At 58.3% G+C, this 15,377-nt stretch carries 13 protein-coding genes and 1 pseudogene; 6 read left to right on the top strand and 8 right to left on the bottom strand.

Features of this window, described 5'->3' with window-relative positions:
• Positions 1 to 106: 106 nt before the first annotated feature.
• The 5 genes and pseudogenes from RHM56_RS19230 to RHM56_RS19210 form a co-directional block, all read right to left on the bottom strand.
• Positions 107 to 2,917 (bottom strand): FAD-binding and (Fe-S)-binding domain-containing protein, encoded by a 2,811-nt coding sequence (locus RHM56_RS19230; protein WP_322235031.1) that lies wholly within the window; start codon positions 2,915 to 2,917, stop codon positions 107 to 109.
• Entirely contained in the window at positions 2,914 to 3,585 is a 672-nt protein-coding gene (locus tag RHM56_RS19225) for a lactate utilization protein (RefSeq protein WP_322235029.1), read from the bottom strand. The genes RHM56_RS19230 and RHM56_RS19225 overlap by 4 nt, the downstream gene beginning before the upstream one ends.
• Positions 3,582 to 5,042 (bottom strand): LutB/LldF family L-lactate oxidation iron-sulfur protein, encoded by a 1,461-nt coding sequence (locus tag RHM56_RS19220; protein ID WP_322235027.1) that lies wholly within the window; start codon positions 5,040 to 5,042, stop codon positions 3,582 to 3,584. The genes RHM56_RS19225 and RHM56_RS19220 overlap by 4 nt, the downstream gene beginning before the upstream one ends.
• Positions 5,039 to 5,861, bottom strand: a pseudogene (locus RHM56_RS19215) ((Fe-S)-binding protein). Before RHM56_RS19215 ends, RHM56_RS19220 begins: the two are co-directional and overlap by 4 nt.
• A gap of 143 nt (positions 5,862 to 6,004) precedes the next feature.
• Positions 6,005 to 7,699: a lactate permease LctP family transporter gene (locus tag RHM56_RS19210; protein ID WP_322235025.1), complete on the bottom strand. Its 1,695-nt coding sequence runs from the start codon at positions 7,697 to 7,699 to the stop codon at positions 6,005 to 6,007.
• 261 nt (positions 7,700 to 7,960) lie between these two features.
• Here RHM56_RS19210 and RHM56_RS19205 point away from each other — a divergent pair, with 261 nt between their 5' ends.
• A complete protein-coding gene (locus RHM56_RS19205; RefSeq protein WP_322235023.1) occupies positions 7,961 to 8,728 on the top strand; it encodes a GntR family transcriptional regulator in 768 nt (255 codons plus the stop codon).
• Between the two features lie 117 nt (positions 8,729 to 8,845).
• Here RHM56_RS19205 and smpB read toward each other — a convergent pair whose 3' ends face one another.
• Positions 8,846 to 9,328: an SsrA-binding protein SmpB gene (smpB, locus tag RHM56_RS19200; protein WP_048383611.1), complete on the bottom strand. Its 483-nt coding sequence runs from the start codon at positions 9,326 to 9,328 to the stop codon at positions 8,846 to 8,848.
• Between the two features lie 118 nt (positions 9,329 to 9,446).
• Between smpB and RHM56_RS19195 the strand changes: the two genes are divergently transcribed.
• Genes RHM56_RS19195 through RHM56_RS19185 form a run of 3 tightly spaced genes read left to right on the top strand, consistent with a single transcriptional unit; the run spans position 9,447 to position 11,602 of the window.
• Positions 9,447 to 10,850 carry a sodium-dependent transporter gene (locus tag RHM56_RS19195; RefSeq protein ID WP_322235021.1) on the top strand — a complete coding sequence of 468 codons (1,404 nt, stop codon included), beginning with the start codon at positions 9,447 to 9,449 and terminating at the stop codon, positions 10,848 to 10,850.
• A gap of 7 nt (positions 10,851 to 10,857) precedes the next feature.
• Entirely contained in the window at positions 10,858 to 11,292 is a 435-nt protein-coding gene (locus RHM56_RS19190) for a type II toxin-antitoxin system RatA family toxin (RefSeq protein ID WP_322235018.1), read from the top strand.
• Positions 11,285 to 11,602, top strand: a complete 318-nt coding sequence (locus RHM56_RS19185; RefSeq protein ID WP_322235016.1) for an RnfH family protein — start codon at positions 11,285 to 11,287, stop codon at positions 11,600 to 11,602. The genes RHM56_RS19190 and RHM56_RS19185 overlap by 8 nt, the downstream gene beginning before the upstream one ends.
• 60 nt (positions 11,603 to 11,662) lie before the next feature.
• Here RHM56_RS19185 and RHM56_RS19180 read toward each other — a convergent pair whose 3' ends face one another.
• On the bottom strand, positions 11,663 to 12,196 hold the full coding sequence (locus RHM56_RS19180) for an outer membrane protein assembly factor BamE (protein ID WP_322235014.1): 534 nt from the start codon (positions 12,194 to 12,196) through the stop codon (positions 11,663 to 11,665).
• 98 nt (positions 12,197 to 12,294) lie between these two features.
• Here RHM56_RS19180 and fur point away from each other — a divergent pair, with 98 nt between their 5' ends.
• Positions 12,295 to 12,708 carry a ferric iron uptake transcriptional regulator gene (fur, locus tag RHM56_RS19175; protein WP_003439580.1) on the top strand — a complete coding sequence of 138 codons (414 nt, stop codon included), beginning with the start codon at positions 12,295 to 12,297 and terminating at the stop codon, positions 12,706 to 12,708.
• 96 nt (positions 12,709 to 12,804) lie between these two features.
• Here the strand turns inward: fur and recN are convergent, their stop codons facing one another.
• On the bottom strand, positions 12,805 to 14,487 hold the full coding sequence (gene recN / locus RHM56_RS19170; RefSeq protein ID WP_322235011.1) for a DNA repair protein RecN: 1,683 nt from the start codon (positions 14,485 to 14,487) through the stop codon (positions 12,805 to 12,807).
• Positions 14,488 to 14,739: 252 nt separating this feature from the next.
• On the opposite strand from recN, the gene grpE reads away from it, so the two are divergent.
• Entirely contained in the window at positions 14,740 to 15,306 is a 567-nt protein-coding gene (grpE, locus tag RHM56_RS19165) for a nucleotide exchange factor GrpE (protein ID WP_322235009.1), read from the top strand.
• Positions 15,307 to 15,377: the final 71 nt, after the last annotated feature.

Here is a 15,377-nt window from a genome sequence, read left to right as displayed (position 1 = left end):
CAACTGTTGCGTGGCAGACAGTGACTGGTTTTTTGAACCCGATACTGAGGAAGCGGCCGAAGGCTGCGATGTTTAAAGATCAAACGATCGCAGCCTGCGGTATTTCCTACAGGGCTCTCGGCGCGCTGACGCGGTCTACCAAATAGACCAGCCCGTGGTAGTCGATCCCGCCATGTTGGGTCAGGCCAATTTCACAGGTGCGGCTGGTCGAAATCCCTTCGCTGCACTGCTGCACCGCGTCTTTCAAGGTGCGCAGTGAATGGGCGTTCAGCTCGGGGGTGGTGAAGCCTTTGTCGCCTGCAAACCCGCAGCAATGAATGCCTTCCGGTATCACCACGTTGGTGCTGCACAGTCGTGCGATGTCGATCAGCGCCTGGCTTTCGCCCAGGTGCTGGGTGCTGCACGTGACGTGCACGGCAATCGGTGCGGTTTGCGGGGTGAAGTTCAACTTATCCACAAGGTGGGTGCGGATGAAACGCACCGGGTCGTACAGGTCGAGGCGGGTTTCACCCAAGTCTTGCACCAGGCGCAAAGTGCACGGGCTGGTGTCGCAGTAGATGGGGTCGATGCCGCCACGGCTGGCGTGCAGCAAGGCGCCGATCAGTTCCTGGCGTTTGTGCTCGGCCTGTTCGTTGTAACCCTTGGACGCGAACGGCTGGCCGCAGCACAGGCTGTCCATGTTGTCGGGGAATACCACTTGGTAACCGGCTTTTTCCAGCAGGCTCCGGGTTTTGTCGAGCAGCGAGGTTTGCTCGCTGTCGCCTGCGGCCGGGCCCATGACCCGCGAGACGCATGCCGCCAGGTACACCACGCGTGGACGTGCGTCTTTGACCGGCGGGCTAAAGCGAATGGCGCGCTCGGGCTGCGGCATGGCGTTGGTCCACAGGGGTACGCGGCCTTTGCTGGCCTTGGTCAGCGCCGCCGAGATTTTGCCCAGACGCGGCGCGCCCAGCAGCATGCGTGCACCATTGGCCACGTGCAGGGTGAAGCGCGCGCCTTGTAGCGTGGTTGCAAAGTGATTGCCCAGCCAATCGGCGGTTTTCACGCTGTTGGCGCTGCGGGCGCGCAGCTTTTTCACCAGCTCGCCGGTATTAATGCCGACCGGGCAACGCTGGGCGCACAAGCCGGTGGCGGCGCAGGTATCGATGCCTTGGTAAGCGTAGGCTTCTTCCAGCTCGCGGGTATCGACCCCGGCGCGCTTTCTGGCCTGGATGTCGCGCCAGATCACAATCCGCTGGCGTGGGCTGAGGGTCAGGCCTTTTGAGGGGCACACCGGCTCACAAAACCCGCATTCGATGCACTTATCCACAATCTCGTCGGCCGCAGGCATCGGCTTGAGGTGTTTAAGGTGGATGTGCGGGTCTTCGCTGAGCACCACGTCGGGGTTGAGGATGCCTTGCGGGTCGAGTAAACGCTTGAGTGTCCACATGAGCTGGTAGGCGTCGCTGCCCCATTCCAGTTCAACAAACGGCGCCATGTTGCGCCCGGTGCCGTGTTCGGCCTTGAGTGAACCGCCGAACTCCACGGCCACCAGTTGCGCCACGTCGTCCATAAAGGCTTGGTAACGTGCGACTTCTTCAGGGTTGTTAAAGCCCTGGGTGAACACAAAGTGCAGGTTGCCTTCGAGGGCGTGGCCGAAGAGGATCGCCTCGTCGTAGTGGTGCTTGTCGAACAACTCGATCAGGCGATTAACGCCGATGGCCAGTTGCTCGACCGGAAAGGTCACGTCTTCGATGATGACGGTGGTGCCGGTTTTGCGCACCGCGCCGACGGCCGGGAACGTGTCCTTGCGAATCGCCCAGAGCTTGGCGTTTTCGGCTGGGTTCTCGGTGAAGTCGACTTGTTTCTCGACCGGAAAACCCGCCAGCGACGCCATGATGTGCGCCAGTTGTTCGTGCAGCAAGGTCTGCGTTGCCGCGCGTGACTCGATCAGCAGGGCGCAGGCGTTGTCCGACAGTTGTTGTACGAAAGCCGGCATGCCGGGTTTGTCTTGTACCGAGCGCAGGCTGCGGCGGTCCAGCAGTTCAACGGCTGACACGGGCTGGCTTTTGAGCACGGTCACGGCGTTACAGCAGGTTTCAACGTCAGGGAAGACGATCAGCGCCGAGGCTTTGTTTGGGTGGTCGATGACGGTGTCGTAGGTAACCGAGCTGATGAAGCCCAGCGTGCCCTCGCTGCCTACCAGCAAGTGGCTGAGAATATCCAGTGGATCATCAAAGTCGACCAAGGCGTTGAGTGACAAGCCGGTGGTGTTTTTCAGACGGTATTTGTGGCGAATTTTTGCAGCCAGTTCGGCATTGGCGCGGGTCTCGCGGGCTAAAGTCCCCAACTGGTCGAGCAGCGCGGCGTGGCTTTGCCGAAAGGCGGCGATGTTGGCCGTGTCTTCGGTGTCGACTCGGGTGCCGTCGGCCAGTACCACGCGGATGCCAGCCAAGGTGTGGTAGGTGTTTTGCGCGGTGCCGCAGCACATACCGCTGGCGTTGTTGGCGACGATGCCGCCAATTTTGCAGGCGTTGATCGAGGCCGGGTCGGGGCCGATCTTGCGCCCGAACGGGGCCAGCCAGGCGTTGGCTTGGGCGCCGATCACGCCGGGTTGCAGGCGGATTTGCAAGCCTTGCTCGCGAATGACTTTGCCGTTCCAGTTGTCGCCGAGCACGATCAGTACCGAGTCACTGATGGCCTGGCCTGACAGGCTGGTGCCCGCAGCACGGAAGGTCACAGACACTTGATCGCGACGGGCCAAACGCAGTAGCTCGACCACTTCGTCTTCGGATTCGACGCGGATCACCAGTTTGGGAATCAGCCGGTAAAAGCTCGCGTCGGTGCCAAAGGCCAAAGTGGAAAGTGGGTCGGTGAAGCGGCGGTCTTGGGGGATCAATCGCTCGGCATCACGTACAAATGCAACGGGCAGGCTCATGCGTCCTCCAGAATCAACACCACCAGGTCTTTCGGGCCATGGGCGCCGTAGGCCAGTATTTGTTCAATGTCGGCGGTTTTTGACGGGCCAGACACCAGCAACGCGTTGGTCGGCATGCCTGCCGTCCACTTCATTTCGCGCTGCACCTGGTAGAAGTTGTCGCGGATTTCACTGGCCTTGAGCAACGCAAAATGCACCGGTGGCACCAGACTCATGAGGCGCGGTTCTTCTGGGGTGGGCCACATGATCAAACTGCCGGTGGCGGCAATTGCGCCCAAGGTGGTGGTGAAGCTGGCCGGGGTGTCGTTAAACAGTTCGGCTTTCCATTCTTCTATCGGGCGGTCGTAGGCTTTGAGTGTTGGCAGCGTAGGGTTCTGCGCCCAATGAGCTGTCACTTTTTGGCCGTGTGGCGTAGTCGGTGCGATCAAGAGGCTGGGCAATTGGCGATCGGTGACCAATTGCGCCAGCAGGGCGGGCCATTCGTGTTCGGTGCTGAGGTGGATTTCGGTGTGCACCGCTTCCATCAACTTGCGCAGTTGCGGGATGCGTTGCTCCGGGGTGTAGGTCCAGGGCTCTGTCACCAGCACTTCGTCGAAGTTATCGGGCACGGGTGTGGTGCCGGTCAGGCTGTTGCGCAGTTTGTTGAGGATGTTGTGTTTGGCGCTCATCGCGATTCTCCCGACTTTTTGGCCAAATGCTCGCGGGCCATGTCGTGCAGCGAACGGGCGGCGGGTTTGGGGGCGCTGTGGTTTTGAGTCCACGGCCCGACATTGCTGGGCGTCAACCCGCGCAGGCGGGTGGCGGCCTTGAGGAACACGCGATACAGGGCAGGCGAGCTGTTGAGCTTGGCCCACATGTTCCAGATCAGGCGTTCTTTGCGCGAGTACTTGCTGCCCTGGCCGCGCATGATACGAGGCGAGGCGTCTGGCGATTTAACGTTCTCTTCGCGTAGGCGACGCAGCAAGGCCGGGATCGGAATTTTTACCGGACACACTTCGCCACAGGCGCCGCACAGCGACGAGGCGCTCGGGTGATCCGGGACCTTGGCCAGGCCGACCATGTGCGGGGTAATGATCGCGCCAATCGGACCGGGGTAGACTTCGCCGTAGGCATGACCGCCGATGCGGGTGTAAACCGGGCAGTGGTTCATGCAGGCACCGCAGCGAATGCAGTTCAGGGTCTGGCGCAGTTCGCTGTCGGCAAAGGCTTGGCTGCGGCCGTTGTCGAGCAAGACCAGGTGCACTTCTTCGGGGCCGTCGAGTTCGCCGGGTTTGCGTGGGCCGGAGATCATGTTGACGTAGGTGGTGATCGGCTGGCCAAGCGCCGAGCGGGTCAGCAATGACAGCAGCGGGACAACGTCGCGCAGGTTTTCGACGACTTTTTCGATGCCGGTGACGGCAATGTGCACGGGCGGCACGGTGGTCGACATGCGGCCATTGCCTTCGTTTTCGACCAGCAACAGGGTGCCGGTTTCGGCCACGGCGAAGTTGACGCCGGACACGCCGATGTCGGCTTCGAAGAACTTTTGGCGCAGCACGCGGCGACCGATCTGGATCAGTTGGTCGACGTCTTTGGTGTATTCCACGCCGAGCTTTTGATGAAACAAGTCGGCCACTTGCCCGGCGTTTTTGTGAATCGCGGGCATGATGATGTGGGACGGCTTCTCGTTGTCGAGCTGAACGATGTACTCGCCCATGTCGGACTCAAGGCATTCAATGCCTTGGGCGCCGAGCACGTGGTTCATCTCCATCTCTTCGCTGACCATCGACTTGCCTTTGATCACTTGCGTGGCGGCACGGCGACGGGCAATCGATATCACGATTTCGTTGGCTGCTTCGACGGTTTCAGCCCAGTGCACCTGCACACCGTTGCGGGTCAGGTTGGCTTCGAGTCGCTCCAGCAGGTCGGGCAGTTTGGACAGGGCGCGGGCTTTGACCGCATTGCCCAAGGCGCGCAAATGTTCACGCTCGTGGGCATCGCTGAAGGACACCGCTCGTTTGGTCATCAGCGAATCCATGGCGCTGCGAAAGTTGTTTCGCAGTTGCTTGTCGCCCAATGCCTCATGGGCGCGCTCGCGGAAGTCCTCTTCCACGGCGACGGTAGGAATCAGTGTGCTGGTGCTCATTGTCCACCTCCGGTGCGCTGCCACAGGAAACTGGCCAGATGCTGGCCGCGCAGGGCTTGTTTCTGTTTTTCGAGCGAACCGTTGATGTTCATCAGGCAGCCGCAGTCGGCGGTCAGCACTTGGTGCGCGCCGGTTTCAATCAGGGAGCGGGTCTTGTCGGCGACCATGGCGCCAGAAATATCGGGCATGCGCACGCTGAATGTCCCACCGAAGCCGCAGCATTCACTTTCATGGCTATGGTCGATGCGCTCCACGTTGCTCAGTTGAGCGAGCATTTCGCGGCCGTGCAGGTGGGTGTTCATTTCGCGACGGGCCGAGCATGAGGTGTGCAAGGCGACTTTGACGGGCGCGCCGCTGTCCTTGAATTGCACGTTGCACACGAATAGCAGGAATTCAGTGAGTTCATAAGTGCGTTCGGCCAGGGCATGAACTTTTTTCAAGGCCTCGGGCTCGTCCTTGAACAGGTCTTCGTAGTGCTCGCGCAGCATGCCGGCGCAAGAGCCGGAGGGCACGACCACGGGGTAATCTTCGGCAAACAGCGCTAACTGGGCGCGGGCAACTTCGCGGGCCTGGTCGGTGTAACCCGAGGTGTAGGCCGGTTGTCCACAGCAGCTTTGGCCTTGCGGGTAGTCAACTTCGATGCCTTCGCGTTCGATCAGGTGAATCGCGTCCATCCCTGCCTCAGGGAAGAACAGGTCGACCACGCAGGTGCCAAACAGGTAGACCTTGCGGGGTTTGTGCGCAGGGTATTGGCGAGGGGTGGGAAGGGGGAGCGACACGGGTCGCGTTCGGCACGGCATTGTAAAAAAGCTCGCTCATCAGGCGTCTCCGGGTGGTCCCGGTTATGTGTCCATGGTTGCGGCTGAAAACCCTCTTCAGCCGCAAGGCGGACCGGGTAGTGAATTATGGGCGCCGGGTGTAAGCCCGGCGCTTTTAACGTGCAGTAACCATAGCGCTATTTATTAGTGCACCAGCATGCCGGTGAACCAGTACGCCTGAGCCAGGGTGATCAGGCCGACGATTGTTGCGAAGAACAGGCTGTGTTTCAGGGTGAAGCGGAACAGGTCAGACTCTTTACCCACCAGGCCGGTTGCCGCACAGGCCACGGCGATCGATTGCGGGGAGATCATTTTGCCGGTCACGCCGCCGCTGGTGTTGGCGGCCACCATGAGGGTGTCGCTCACGCCGATCTGGTGTGCAGTGGTCGCTTGCAGCGAGCTGAACAGGGCGTTCGACGAGGTGTCGGAGCCTGTCAGAAACACACCCAGCCAGCCGAGGAACGGCGAGAAGAACGGGAATGCTGCGCCAGTCCCCGCCAACACCAAGGCCATGGTGGAGGACATGCCCGAGTAGTTGGTGACGAAGGCAAACGCCAGCACCATGCCGATGGACAGGATCGGCCAGCGCAGTTCGAACAGGGTCTCTTTGAACGTGGTCAGACCGGTTTTGATGTCGATTTTCAGGATCAGCATCGAGATCAATGCCGAGAAGAAAATCGCAGTGCCGGTGGCCGAGATCGGGTCCAGTTTGAACACGGCGGCAATCGCGGTCGGGGCGTTGACGATTGGCGCGGTTTTGATCACCAGTTGATCAAGGTGCGGGATCGCAAAGTTGAACACCCAGCCATACATCGAACCGCCTGGCGAGAACATGGCCTTGAACGGTTTGAGGGTCCAGATGGTGACCAGCACAGTCAGGATCAGGAACGGCGACCAGGCTTTCAAAATCTGCATCAGGCTGTAAGGCGAAACCATGAGGTTGGTGGGTTTGCCGAAGCCGCCTGCACTGGCGGTGACGATGACGTCAGAGGTAACGCCCGCAATCTGCGCACCTGCGGTACGTTTTGGCTGCCAGACTTTCAGGAACAGGGTCAGGCTGACCAGGCTGGCCAGCGCGGAGGTAATGTCCGGCAGCTCTGGGCCAATGTAGTTGGAGGTGTAGTACTGGGTGATGGCGAAGCTCAAGCCGGCCACCAGTGCGGCAGGCCAGGTTTCACGCACGCCGCGCAGGCCGTCCATCATGAACACCAGCCAGAACGGCACGAACAGCGACAGCAGTGGCAGTTGGCGACCGGCCATGGCGCCGATCTTGAACGCGTCGATGCCGGTGACCTGGCCTGCCACGATGATCGGGATGCCGAGTGCGCCGAAGGCCACTGGGGCGGTGTTGGCGATCAGGCACAGGCCTGCGGCGTACAGCGGGTTGAAACCCAGGCCTACCAGCAAGGCAGCGGTGATCGCGACCGGAGCCCCGAAACCAGCTGCGCCTTCAAGGAATGCGCCAAAGCAGAAACCGATCAGCAGCACTTGCAGGCGCTGGTCATCAGTAATTGAGAGTACCGAGCTGCGGATGATTTCGAACTGGCCACTTTTGACGGTCAGTTTGTAGAGGAACACGGCAGCAACGATGATCCAGGCGATGGGCCAGAGACCATAGGCAAATCCATAACCTGCTGCGGCGAAAGCCATGTCGACAGGCATCTGGAAGGCGAAAATCGCGACCAGAATCGACAGGGCCAGGGTGATGCTGCCAGCGACGTGCCCTTTGAGGCGGAACACGGCCAAGGCCAGAAAGAAGAACACGATGGGGATAACGGCCGCGAGTGCGGACAGGCCGAGGCTGCCGAGCGGGCTGTAGAGCTGTTGCCAGGTTTGCATAGTGGGGTGGCCCCTAATTGTTATTGGTCGATGCTGCAGAGTGTATCTGGGTAATTGGTATTACCAATTTACAATCGCTGTCGGCTAGGTTAAAAGCCTTATGCGGTATGTGTCAATTTGCCGCCCCTAAATCTTTAGTCGAGATATTCGTTGTCAGGGCAACTGATGGGGTCAAAGGTGGCTTTTCTGATAGGTGTCTGGCGGGCGCCAATCGGCGAGAATAGAGGGCCCGGCGTGTGGTCGGGAGCGTGGAGAGCAGTTATGGGGTTTGATCAAATTCGTCAGCGCCGTTTGTCGGACGATATTGTCGAGCAGCTTGAGGGCATGATTCTTGAGGGCACGTTAAAGGCCGGAGAGCGTTTGCCAGCAGAGCGTGCGCTGGCGGAGCAATTTGGTGTGTCGCGCCCATCGTTGCGTGAGGCGATTCAAAAGCTGGCAGCCAAAGGTTTATTGGTCAGTCGTCAGGGCGGTGGCAATTACGTGGCGACGTCGTTGGGTTCGACGTTTAGTGATCCACTGCTGCAACTGCTGGAGAGCAACCCCGAGGCGCAGCGCGATTTGCTGGAGTTTCGTCATACGCTTGAGGCGTCTTGCGCGTATTACGCGGCGTTGCGGGCCACTGATATGGACCGCGAGCGTTTGCGGGTGGCGTTTGAGCGGTTGCAGGATTGTTATGCGCGGGTCGATGAGGTGAGTCGCGCCGAGGAGGGCGAAGCAGATGCCAGCTTCCACCTGGCCATCGCCGAAGCGAGCCATAACGCGGTGTTGTTGCATACGATTCGTGGGTTATTTGATTTGCTCAAGCGCAATGTGGTGACCAACATTGGCGGCATGTACAAGCAGCGCAGCGAAACGCGCGACATGCTGATTGATCAGCATCGCGAGTTGTATCTGGCGATTATTGAAGGCAGGGCAGAGGATGCGCGGGAGGTTGCGAGCCGCCATCTCATGTACGTGCAGGAAGTGCTGGAAGAAGTGCGTCAGGAAGTTCAGCGCGTAGCGCGGGCAGAACGACGCAATGGGTTGTGATGTTGATACCTCTCTTGTTGGAGCTGGCTTGTCAGCGATTGAGTCAGCGCGGTATGACGATCAAACCGCGTCGTTTGCATCGCTGGCAAGCCAGCTCCCACAGGGGGAGCAGAGGCGCTAGTCTTCCTTGCCCTTATTGCGCACCGCGCGTTGCAGCTCACGATCAGAATCGCGCTCACGCTCGGTATGACGCTTGTCGTATTCCTTCTTGCCTTTACCCAGGGCAATTTCGCACTTGATCAAGTGCTTGCTCCAGTAAAGCGAGAGGCAGACGCAGGCGTAACCCTTCTGCTGCACTGAGGCAAACAGCTTTTCCAGCTCGCGCTGGTTAAGCAGCAGTTTGCGGCTGCGCGTCGGGTCGGCAATAACGTGGGTGCTGGCGGTCGTCAGGGGGGCAATATGGCTGCCGAGCAACCATGCTTCACCATCCTTGAGTAGCACGTAGCTGTCGACCAGCTGTGCTTTGCCTGCACGCAGACTTTTTACTTCCCAGCCGGCCAGGACCAGACCAGCCTCGAACCGATGTTCGATGAAGTAATCGTGTCGCGCCTTTTTATTTTGCGCGATGGTCCCTGTGGGGTGCTTCTTCTGTTTAGCCATAGGGGCGGCATTATAGGCAGTTGCGAGCGAGTCGGCTACGGTCAACCTGTGCGCTTGAGCACGTAGATTGATTCCCGGACAATGCGCGCTCTTTTTTTGGTGGTTGGGCGTAGTAACGATGTCGACAGACAAGGTTTCTGTCCACGGCAGTTGGGCAAGCCGTTGGGTCTTTATTTTCGCTGCAACCGGTTCTGCCGTGGGGTTGGGCAGTATCTGGAAATTCCCTTACATGGTTGGCGTCTACGGTGGCGGCGCGTTTGTTCTGGTGTTTTTGGCGTGTATCGCGCTGATTGGTGTGCCGGTGATGCTGGCTGAAACCTTGATCGGGCGGCGCGCGCGACTCAGTCCGGCGAATGCTTTGAAAGTCTTGGCGGTGGAAGCGGGGCACTCAGGGCGTTGGTCGTGGGGGGCGTTCGCCGGGATGATCACGGCGTTGCTGATTCTTTCTTTTTACAGTGTGGTCGGCGGTTGGTCGCTGGATTACATCATCAACATGGGCAAGGGCGACTTTCAAGGCGCCACCGCTGATCAGGTCAGCGAGTATTTCGGTGGGGTGATTTCAAATCCCTGGCGCCTGACGTTTTGGCACACCGGGTTTATGTTGCTGTCGGCGTATGTGATTGCCAAGGGCGTGGTGGCGGGGCTTGAGCGCAGTCTGCGGATCATGATGCCGCTGTTGTTTGTGCTGTTGCTGGTGTTGTTGGGCTACAGCATGACCACCGGGCATTTTATGCAAGGCGTGCATTTTATGTTCGACTTCAACCCCGACCGCGTGCTCGATGGGTTGCTGGCCGCGATGGGGCATGCGTTCTTTTCGCTGAGCGTGGGCGTGGGTTCGATCATGATCTACGGCGCGTATATGCCCAAGAGTGCGTCGATCTCAGGCACCGTGGTCGGTGTGGCGTTGATCGATACGTTTGTCTCATTGCTGGCGGGGCTGGCATTGTTTCCGATTGTGTTTGCGTCGGGATTGAACCCGGGCGAAGGCCCAGGCCTGATGTTTGTGACGCTGCCGTTTGCTTTTGGCAATGTGGCGTTCGGTCAATTAATGGGCGTGGTGTTCTTTGTTCTGGTGGCTGTCGCGGCCTGGAGTTCGGCTATTTCATTGCTTGAGCCGATGGTGGCTTATTTGGTTGAGCGGACCCAAGTCCGGCGCCTTTGGGTGACGTTCTGGCTGGCGTTTAGCTGCTGGTTTGTCGGCTTGGGCACGGTGTTTTCGTTCAATATCTGGAAACAGGCCAAGTTTTTTGTGAGTGAAGACTCTGGTTTTCACCTCTATCAATGGGGCGCCGCGAGCGGTTTGGACTTCTTTGGTGTCGTTGATTTCTTCACCTCGCGTATCATGCTGCCTTTGGGTGGGCTGTGCTTTGTGGTCTTTGCAGGCTGGATCATGGGGCGCGGCGCGGTTCGCGACGAATTGTCGATGCGCAGCCCGAGGTTGTTTGCCCTGACTCTTTTTTTGATGCGCTATGTGGCGCCACTCGGCATTCTGATTGTGTTTGCCGCCCAGCTGTGGAAATAACGCTGACATGACTACCCATATCCAACGTTCCGCCTTGCTGCCTTATCCGGCGCAGGCACTGTATGACCTGGTCAACGATGTAGCGCACTATCCGGAGTTTTTGCCGTGGTGCTCATCGGCCGAGATCATTGAAAGCACTGAGGTGCTGATGCGCGCCAGCCTGGGCGTGGCCAAAGGTGGCTTGAGTCAGCACTTTGTCACGCGCAATACGTTGGTGCCGGGCCAATCGATTGAGATGAACCTCGAAGAGGGGCCATTTACCAAGTTGCACGGCCTTTGGGTGTTCAAGCCATTGGGTGAGAAGGCCTGCAAAATCAGCCTCGACATGACCTTTGATTATGCCGGTGCGATTGTTAAAGCGACGCTGGGGCCTTTGTTTAATCAGGCCGCCAATACCTTGGTCGATGCCTTCTGCCAGCGTGCAAAACAGTTGTATGGCTGAGTCGGTGATAGATATTGAGGTGGTGTACGCGGCCATCGATCGCCAGCAGTTGTTGGCGTTGACGGTTCCTGAGGGCACAACACTGCGTGCTGCGGTGTTGGCGTCCGGGATGGGGCAGGCGTTTCCTGAGCTGGACTTGGCCGATTGCCCGGTGGGTATCTTTGGCAAGCAGGTGATGAACCCGCAGGTTCGCGTGGTGCAGGCTGGGGATCGTATCGAGATCTACCGCCCTCTGTTGGCTGATCCTAAAGAGATCAGGCGTCAGCGTGCTGCCAAGGCGGCTGAAGCCAAGCGATTGAGCGAGTTGTAAACCGCTCTTTAGTGCAGATAACAAAAAGCCCGGCATGCCGGGCTTTTTCGTAACGAGCGGTTATTGCTCGTTGGTATCCAGAGGCGTTGGCGTCGGGACAGGTACTGTTTCAACCCCGTCGACGTCCTTCTGGATTTGATCAAGCAATGATCCCGGTTTGGCCGGAACATCACTCTTCTCGGCAGGAGCTGGTACCGGATCCGTCGGTGTGATCACCTCGGATGGACCTTCTTTGCCCAGAATCGCTTCGTCGCGGCTTACACCAGGCTTGAAATCACCTGACAAGCTGACGAGCTGGTCGTTTTGGTTGAAGAACACACTGATGCGTTCTTGTTGGCGTTCACCGCCGCCGGGCTGCAGGCTATACAAATAATCCCAGCGATCAGGGTGGAATGTATCGGTCAGCAGGGCGTTGCCCATAATAAACCGCACTTGCCGGCGGGTCATTCCCGGGCGCAACTGGTTTATCATGTCCTGCGTGACGACATTGCCCTGTTGGATGTCGATTTTGTAAACCCCGGGGAATGAACAACCGGCGAGTGCGAGCAGTCCCACAAAGGTGAAACTGGTTAGCAAGAGCTTGGTGTTTTGCATCGGTGGGCGACTTCCACTATCTTGGCTGGGACAACGTAAACGCCGATCATACCCGTATTAAGAGAAGCTGCGAAGCGGCTTCCGCGAGAAAGCTAACCATGGTTGAAAATAGCGAACTACGTAAGGCCGGACTTAAGGTGACTCTGCCACGAGTCAAGATTCTACAAATGCTTGACTCTGCCGAGCAGCGTCACATGAGCGCCGAGGATGTATATAAGGCTCTTATGCAGGCTGGCGAAGACGTCGGTCTGGCCACGGTTTACCGTGTGTTGACCCAGTTTGAGTCAGCCGGGCTGGTGATCCGCCACAATTTTGATGGCGGTCATGCGGTCTTTGAACTGGCTGATGCGGATGGCGGTCACCACGACCATATGGTCAACGTGGACAGCGGTGAAGTGATTGAATTTTTCGACGAAGACATCGAAAAATTGCAGCACGCCATCGCGGCCAAGCACGGTGTTGAGTTGGTGGATCACAACTTGGTGCTGTACGTACGCAAGAAAACTAAATAAGCATGTCGCGCGAATTTCGGTTCGCGAAACGAACGAAGGCGACCTCCGAGTCGCCTTCGTGCTGTCTGGAAAATGATTTTCCGTGACCGTTCGTCGTTAAGCTGCGAGATTTTTCGCAGTGACCACCATTTTCTTGGCGTGAGCCAGCGATTCTTTGGTCAGGTCAATGCCGCCGAGCATGCGGGCGACTTCTTCTACGCGTTCTTTTTTGCTCAATTTTGAGACGGCTGTGCGTGTTGTCTCGCTTTCGCGAGCCTTGTGCACGAAGAGATGCTGATGGCACTGCGCGGCGACTTGCGGTAGGTGAGTGACCGTCAATACTTGGCCGCGCTCACCCAGGCGGCGCAGTAGCTGGCCGACGATTTCAGCAGTCGGGCCGCCGATGCCCACGTCTACCTCGTCGAACACCAGGGTCGGTACGCGCGAGGTTTGTGCCGTGATGACCTGAATGGCCAGGCTGATACGTGATAACTCACCACCAGACGCTACTTTGGCTAACGCCTTGAGCGGTTGACCAGGGTTGGCACTGACCAGAAGCTCGACATGTTCCAGGCCGTGGGGCATCGGGTCGCTGCTGCTCTGTGGGCGCAACTCGATCACAAAGCGGCCGCCGGGCATGCCCAAGCGCTGGATTTCTTCTTCAACGGCGCTGCTCAAGCGGGTCGCGGCATGACCGCGCAGGTTGCTCAGTTCGCGTGCGCACTCTTGATAGTGGCGGGTGTAAGACGCCAGCTCATTGGTCAGGCGCTCGATGTTTTCATCGTTTGCGTTGAGTGTTTCCAGTTCGTCGAGCAGGTTTTGTTGCAGGGCAGCGACGTCGGCAGGTTGCACGCGGTGCTTGCGTGCGAGGCTGTAGATGGTGTCCAGCCGTTCTTCGAGGTATTGCAGGCGACCCGGATCCGCATCGAAATGATCGAGGAAGCGATTGAGTTCGCCCACGGCTTCTTCGACCTGAATCTGCGCACTGGCCAGCAGGTCGGTTGCTTCGCTCAATGAGCCAGAGTTGTTATTGATGCTCGACAGGCGATTCAGGCTTACCGTCAGGGCATTGAGGACGTTGCCGGAGTCGTTTTCACTGCACTGTTCGACAACCTGGCGGCAAATAGTCAGCAAGGTTTCGGCATTGGTCAGGTTTTTGTGTTCCTGCTCCAGTTCTTCCAGTTCGTTTTCACCCAGCGACAAGGTTTCGAGCTCTTCGAGCTGATAGCTCAGTAGCTGATGACGTGCGCGCTGTTCGTCCCCGGAATTGGACAGGTGCTCAAGCTCTTGGCGGGTTTGGCGCCAGCGTTGTGCGGCCAGTTGCACCTGGCGGGCCAGGTCGGAGGCCCCGGCATATTCGTCGAGCAGTCGGCGGTGAGTGTCGGGTTTTAGCAGCGACTGATGTTCGTGCTGGCTGTGAATGTCTATCAACAGTTCGCCCAGGGCTTTCAAGTCGCCTTGCGGGCTGGGGGTGCCGTTGATGTAGCCCCGTGAGCGACCTTCGGCGGTGATGACTCGGCGCAAGATGCACGGGCCGTCGCTGTCCAGGTCGCGTTCGGCAAGCCAGGCCCGGGCTTCGGGAATGTTTTGCAGGTCGAAGGTGGCCAGAATGTCGGCTTTGTCGGCCCCAGGGCGAACCACACCACTGTCTGCACGGTCACCTAAGGTGAGGCCGAGTGCATCCAGCATGATCGATTTACCGGCGCCGGTCTCACCAGTGATTACACTCATCCCGCGATCGAGTTCGAGATCGAGATGTTCAACGATGGCGTAGTTGTGTACGGACAGGTGCACCAGCATGGGAGCCGCTCCAAAACGTAATGTCTGGTTATTTATACAGTGTTTTGTTTCGTGCTGACAATGGGTGTGCTTAGTTCTATTTGCTTGGATTTAAGGCTTTTTTAGGCGGTTTTGAGTTCGCAGGCGGGGCATTCAAGGAGGCAGGAGGCGTTTCTTAGTGCTTTTTGGCTCTTGAACCTGAAAATTGCGACCCCATATATCTTGGCAGAAGCGCGAGTCGAGCTCGCGGACGATGTTTGAAAGGAGAAATCTATGGCAGACGAACAGACTATGGATACGCAGAATCAAGATGCTAATCAGGCCGCCGATGCTTCAGGCGAAGATCTGGTGGCCCGTGTACAGGTGCTCGAAGAGCAACTGGCTGCAGCTAATGATCAAGCTCTGCGTGTAGCTGCTGATTTGCAGAACGTTCGCCGTCGTGCCGAACAGGATGTTGAAAAAGCACACAAATTTGCATTGGAAAAGTTCGCTGGCGATCTATTGCCGGTAATCGACAGTCTGGAGCGCGGCCTTGAGCTGTCCAATCCGGATGACGAGAACATTCGTCCAATGCGCGAAGGGATCGAGCTGACCCTGAAAATGTTCCAGGACACCCTGAAGCGTTATCAGTTGGAAGCCATTGATCCTCACGGCGAACCCTTCAATGCCGGGCTTCACCAAGCGATGGCAATGCAGGAGAGCGCAGACCTGGAGCCAAACAGTGTGCTCAAGGTGTTTCAAAAGGGCTATCAGCTCAATGGCCGCTTACTGCGCCCGGCTATGGTCGTAGTCAGCAAGGCGCCAGCGCCGGTTTCGCCATCGATTGACGAACAGGCTTGAAATCGGTCGCAAGGCCCCCATTTAGAAGTCAAGCGTTTAAGTAATGCCGCAGTTGGTCATCACTGCTGCGG

The sequence above is a fragment of the Pseudomonas sp. CCC3.1 genome (assembly GCF_034347405.1).
Taxonomy (GTDB): domain Bacteria; phylum Pseudomonadota; class Gammaproteobacteria; order Pseudomonadales; family Pseudomonadaceae; genus Aquipseudomonas.
Note: the sequence above shows the minus strand (reverse complement) of the source record. Positions and strands in the feature narration are given on the sequence as shown.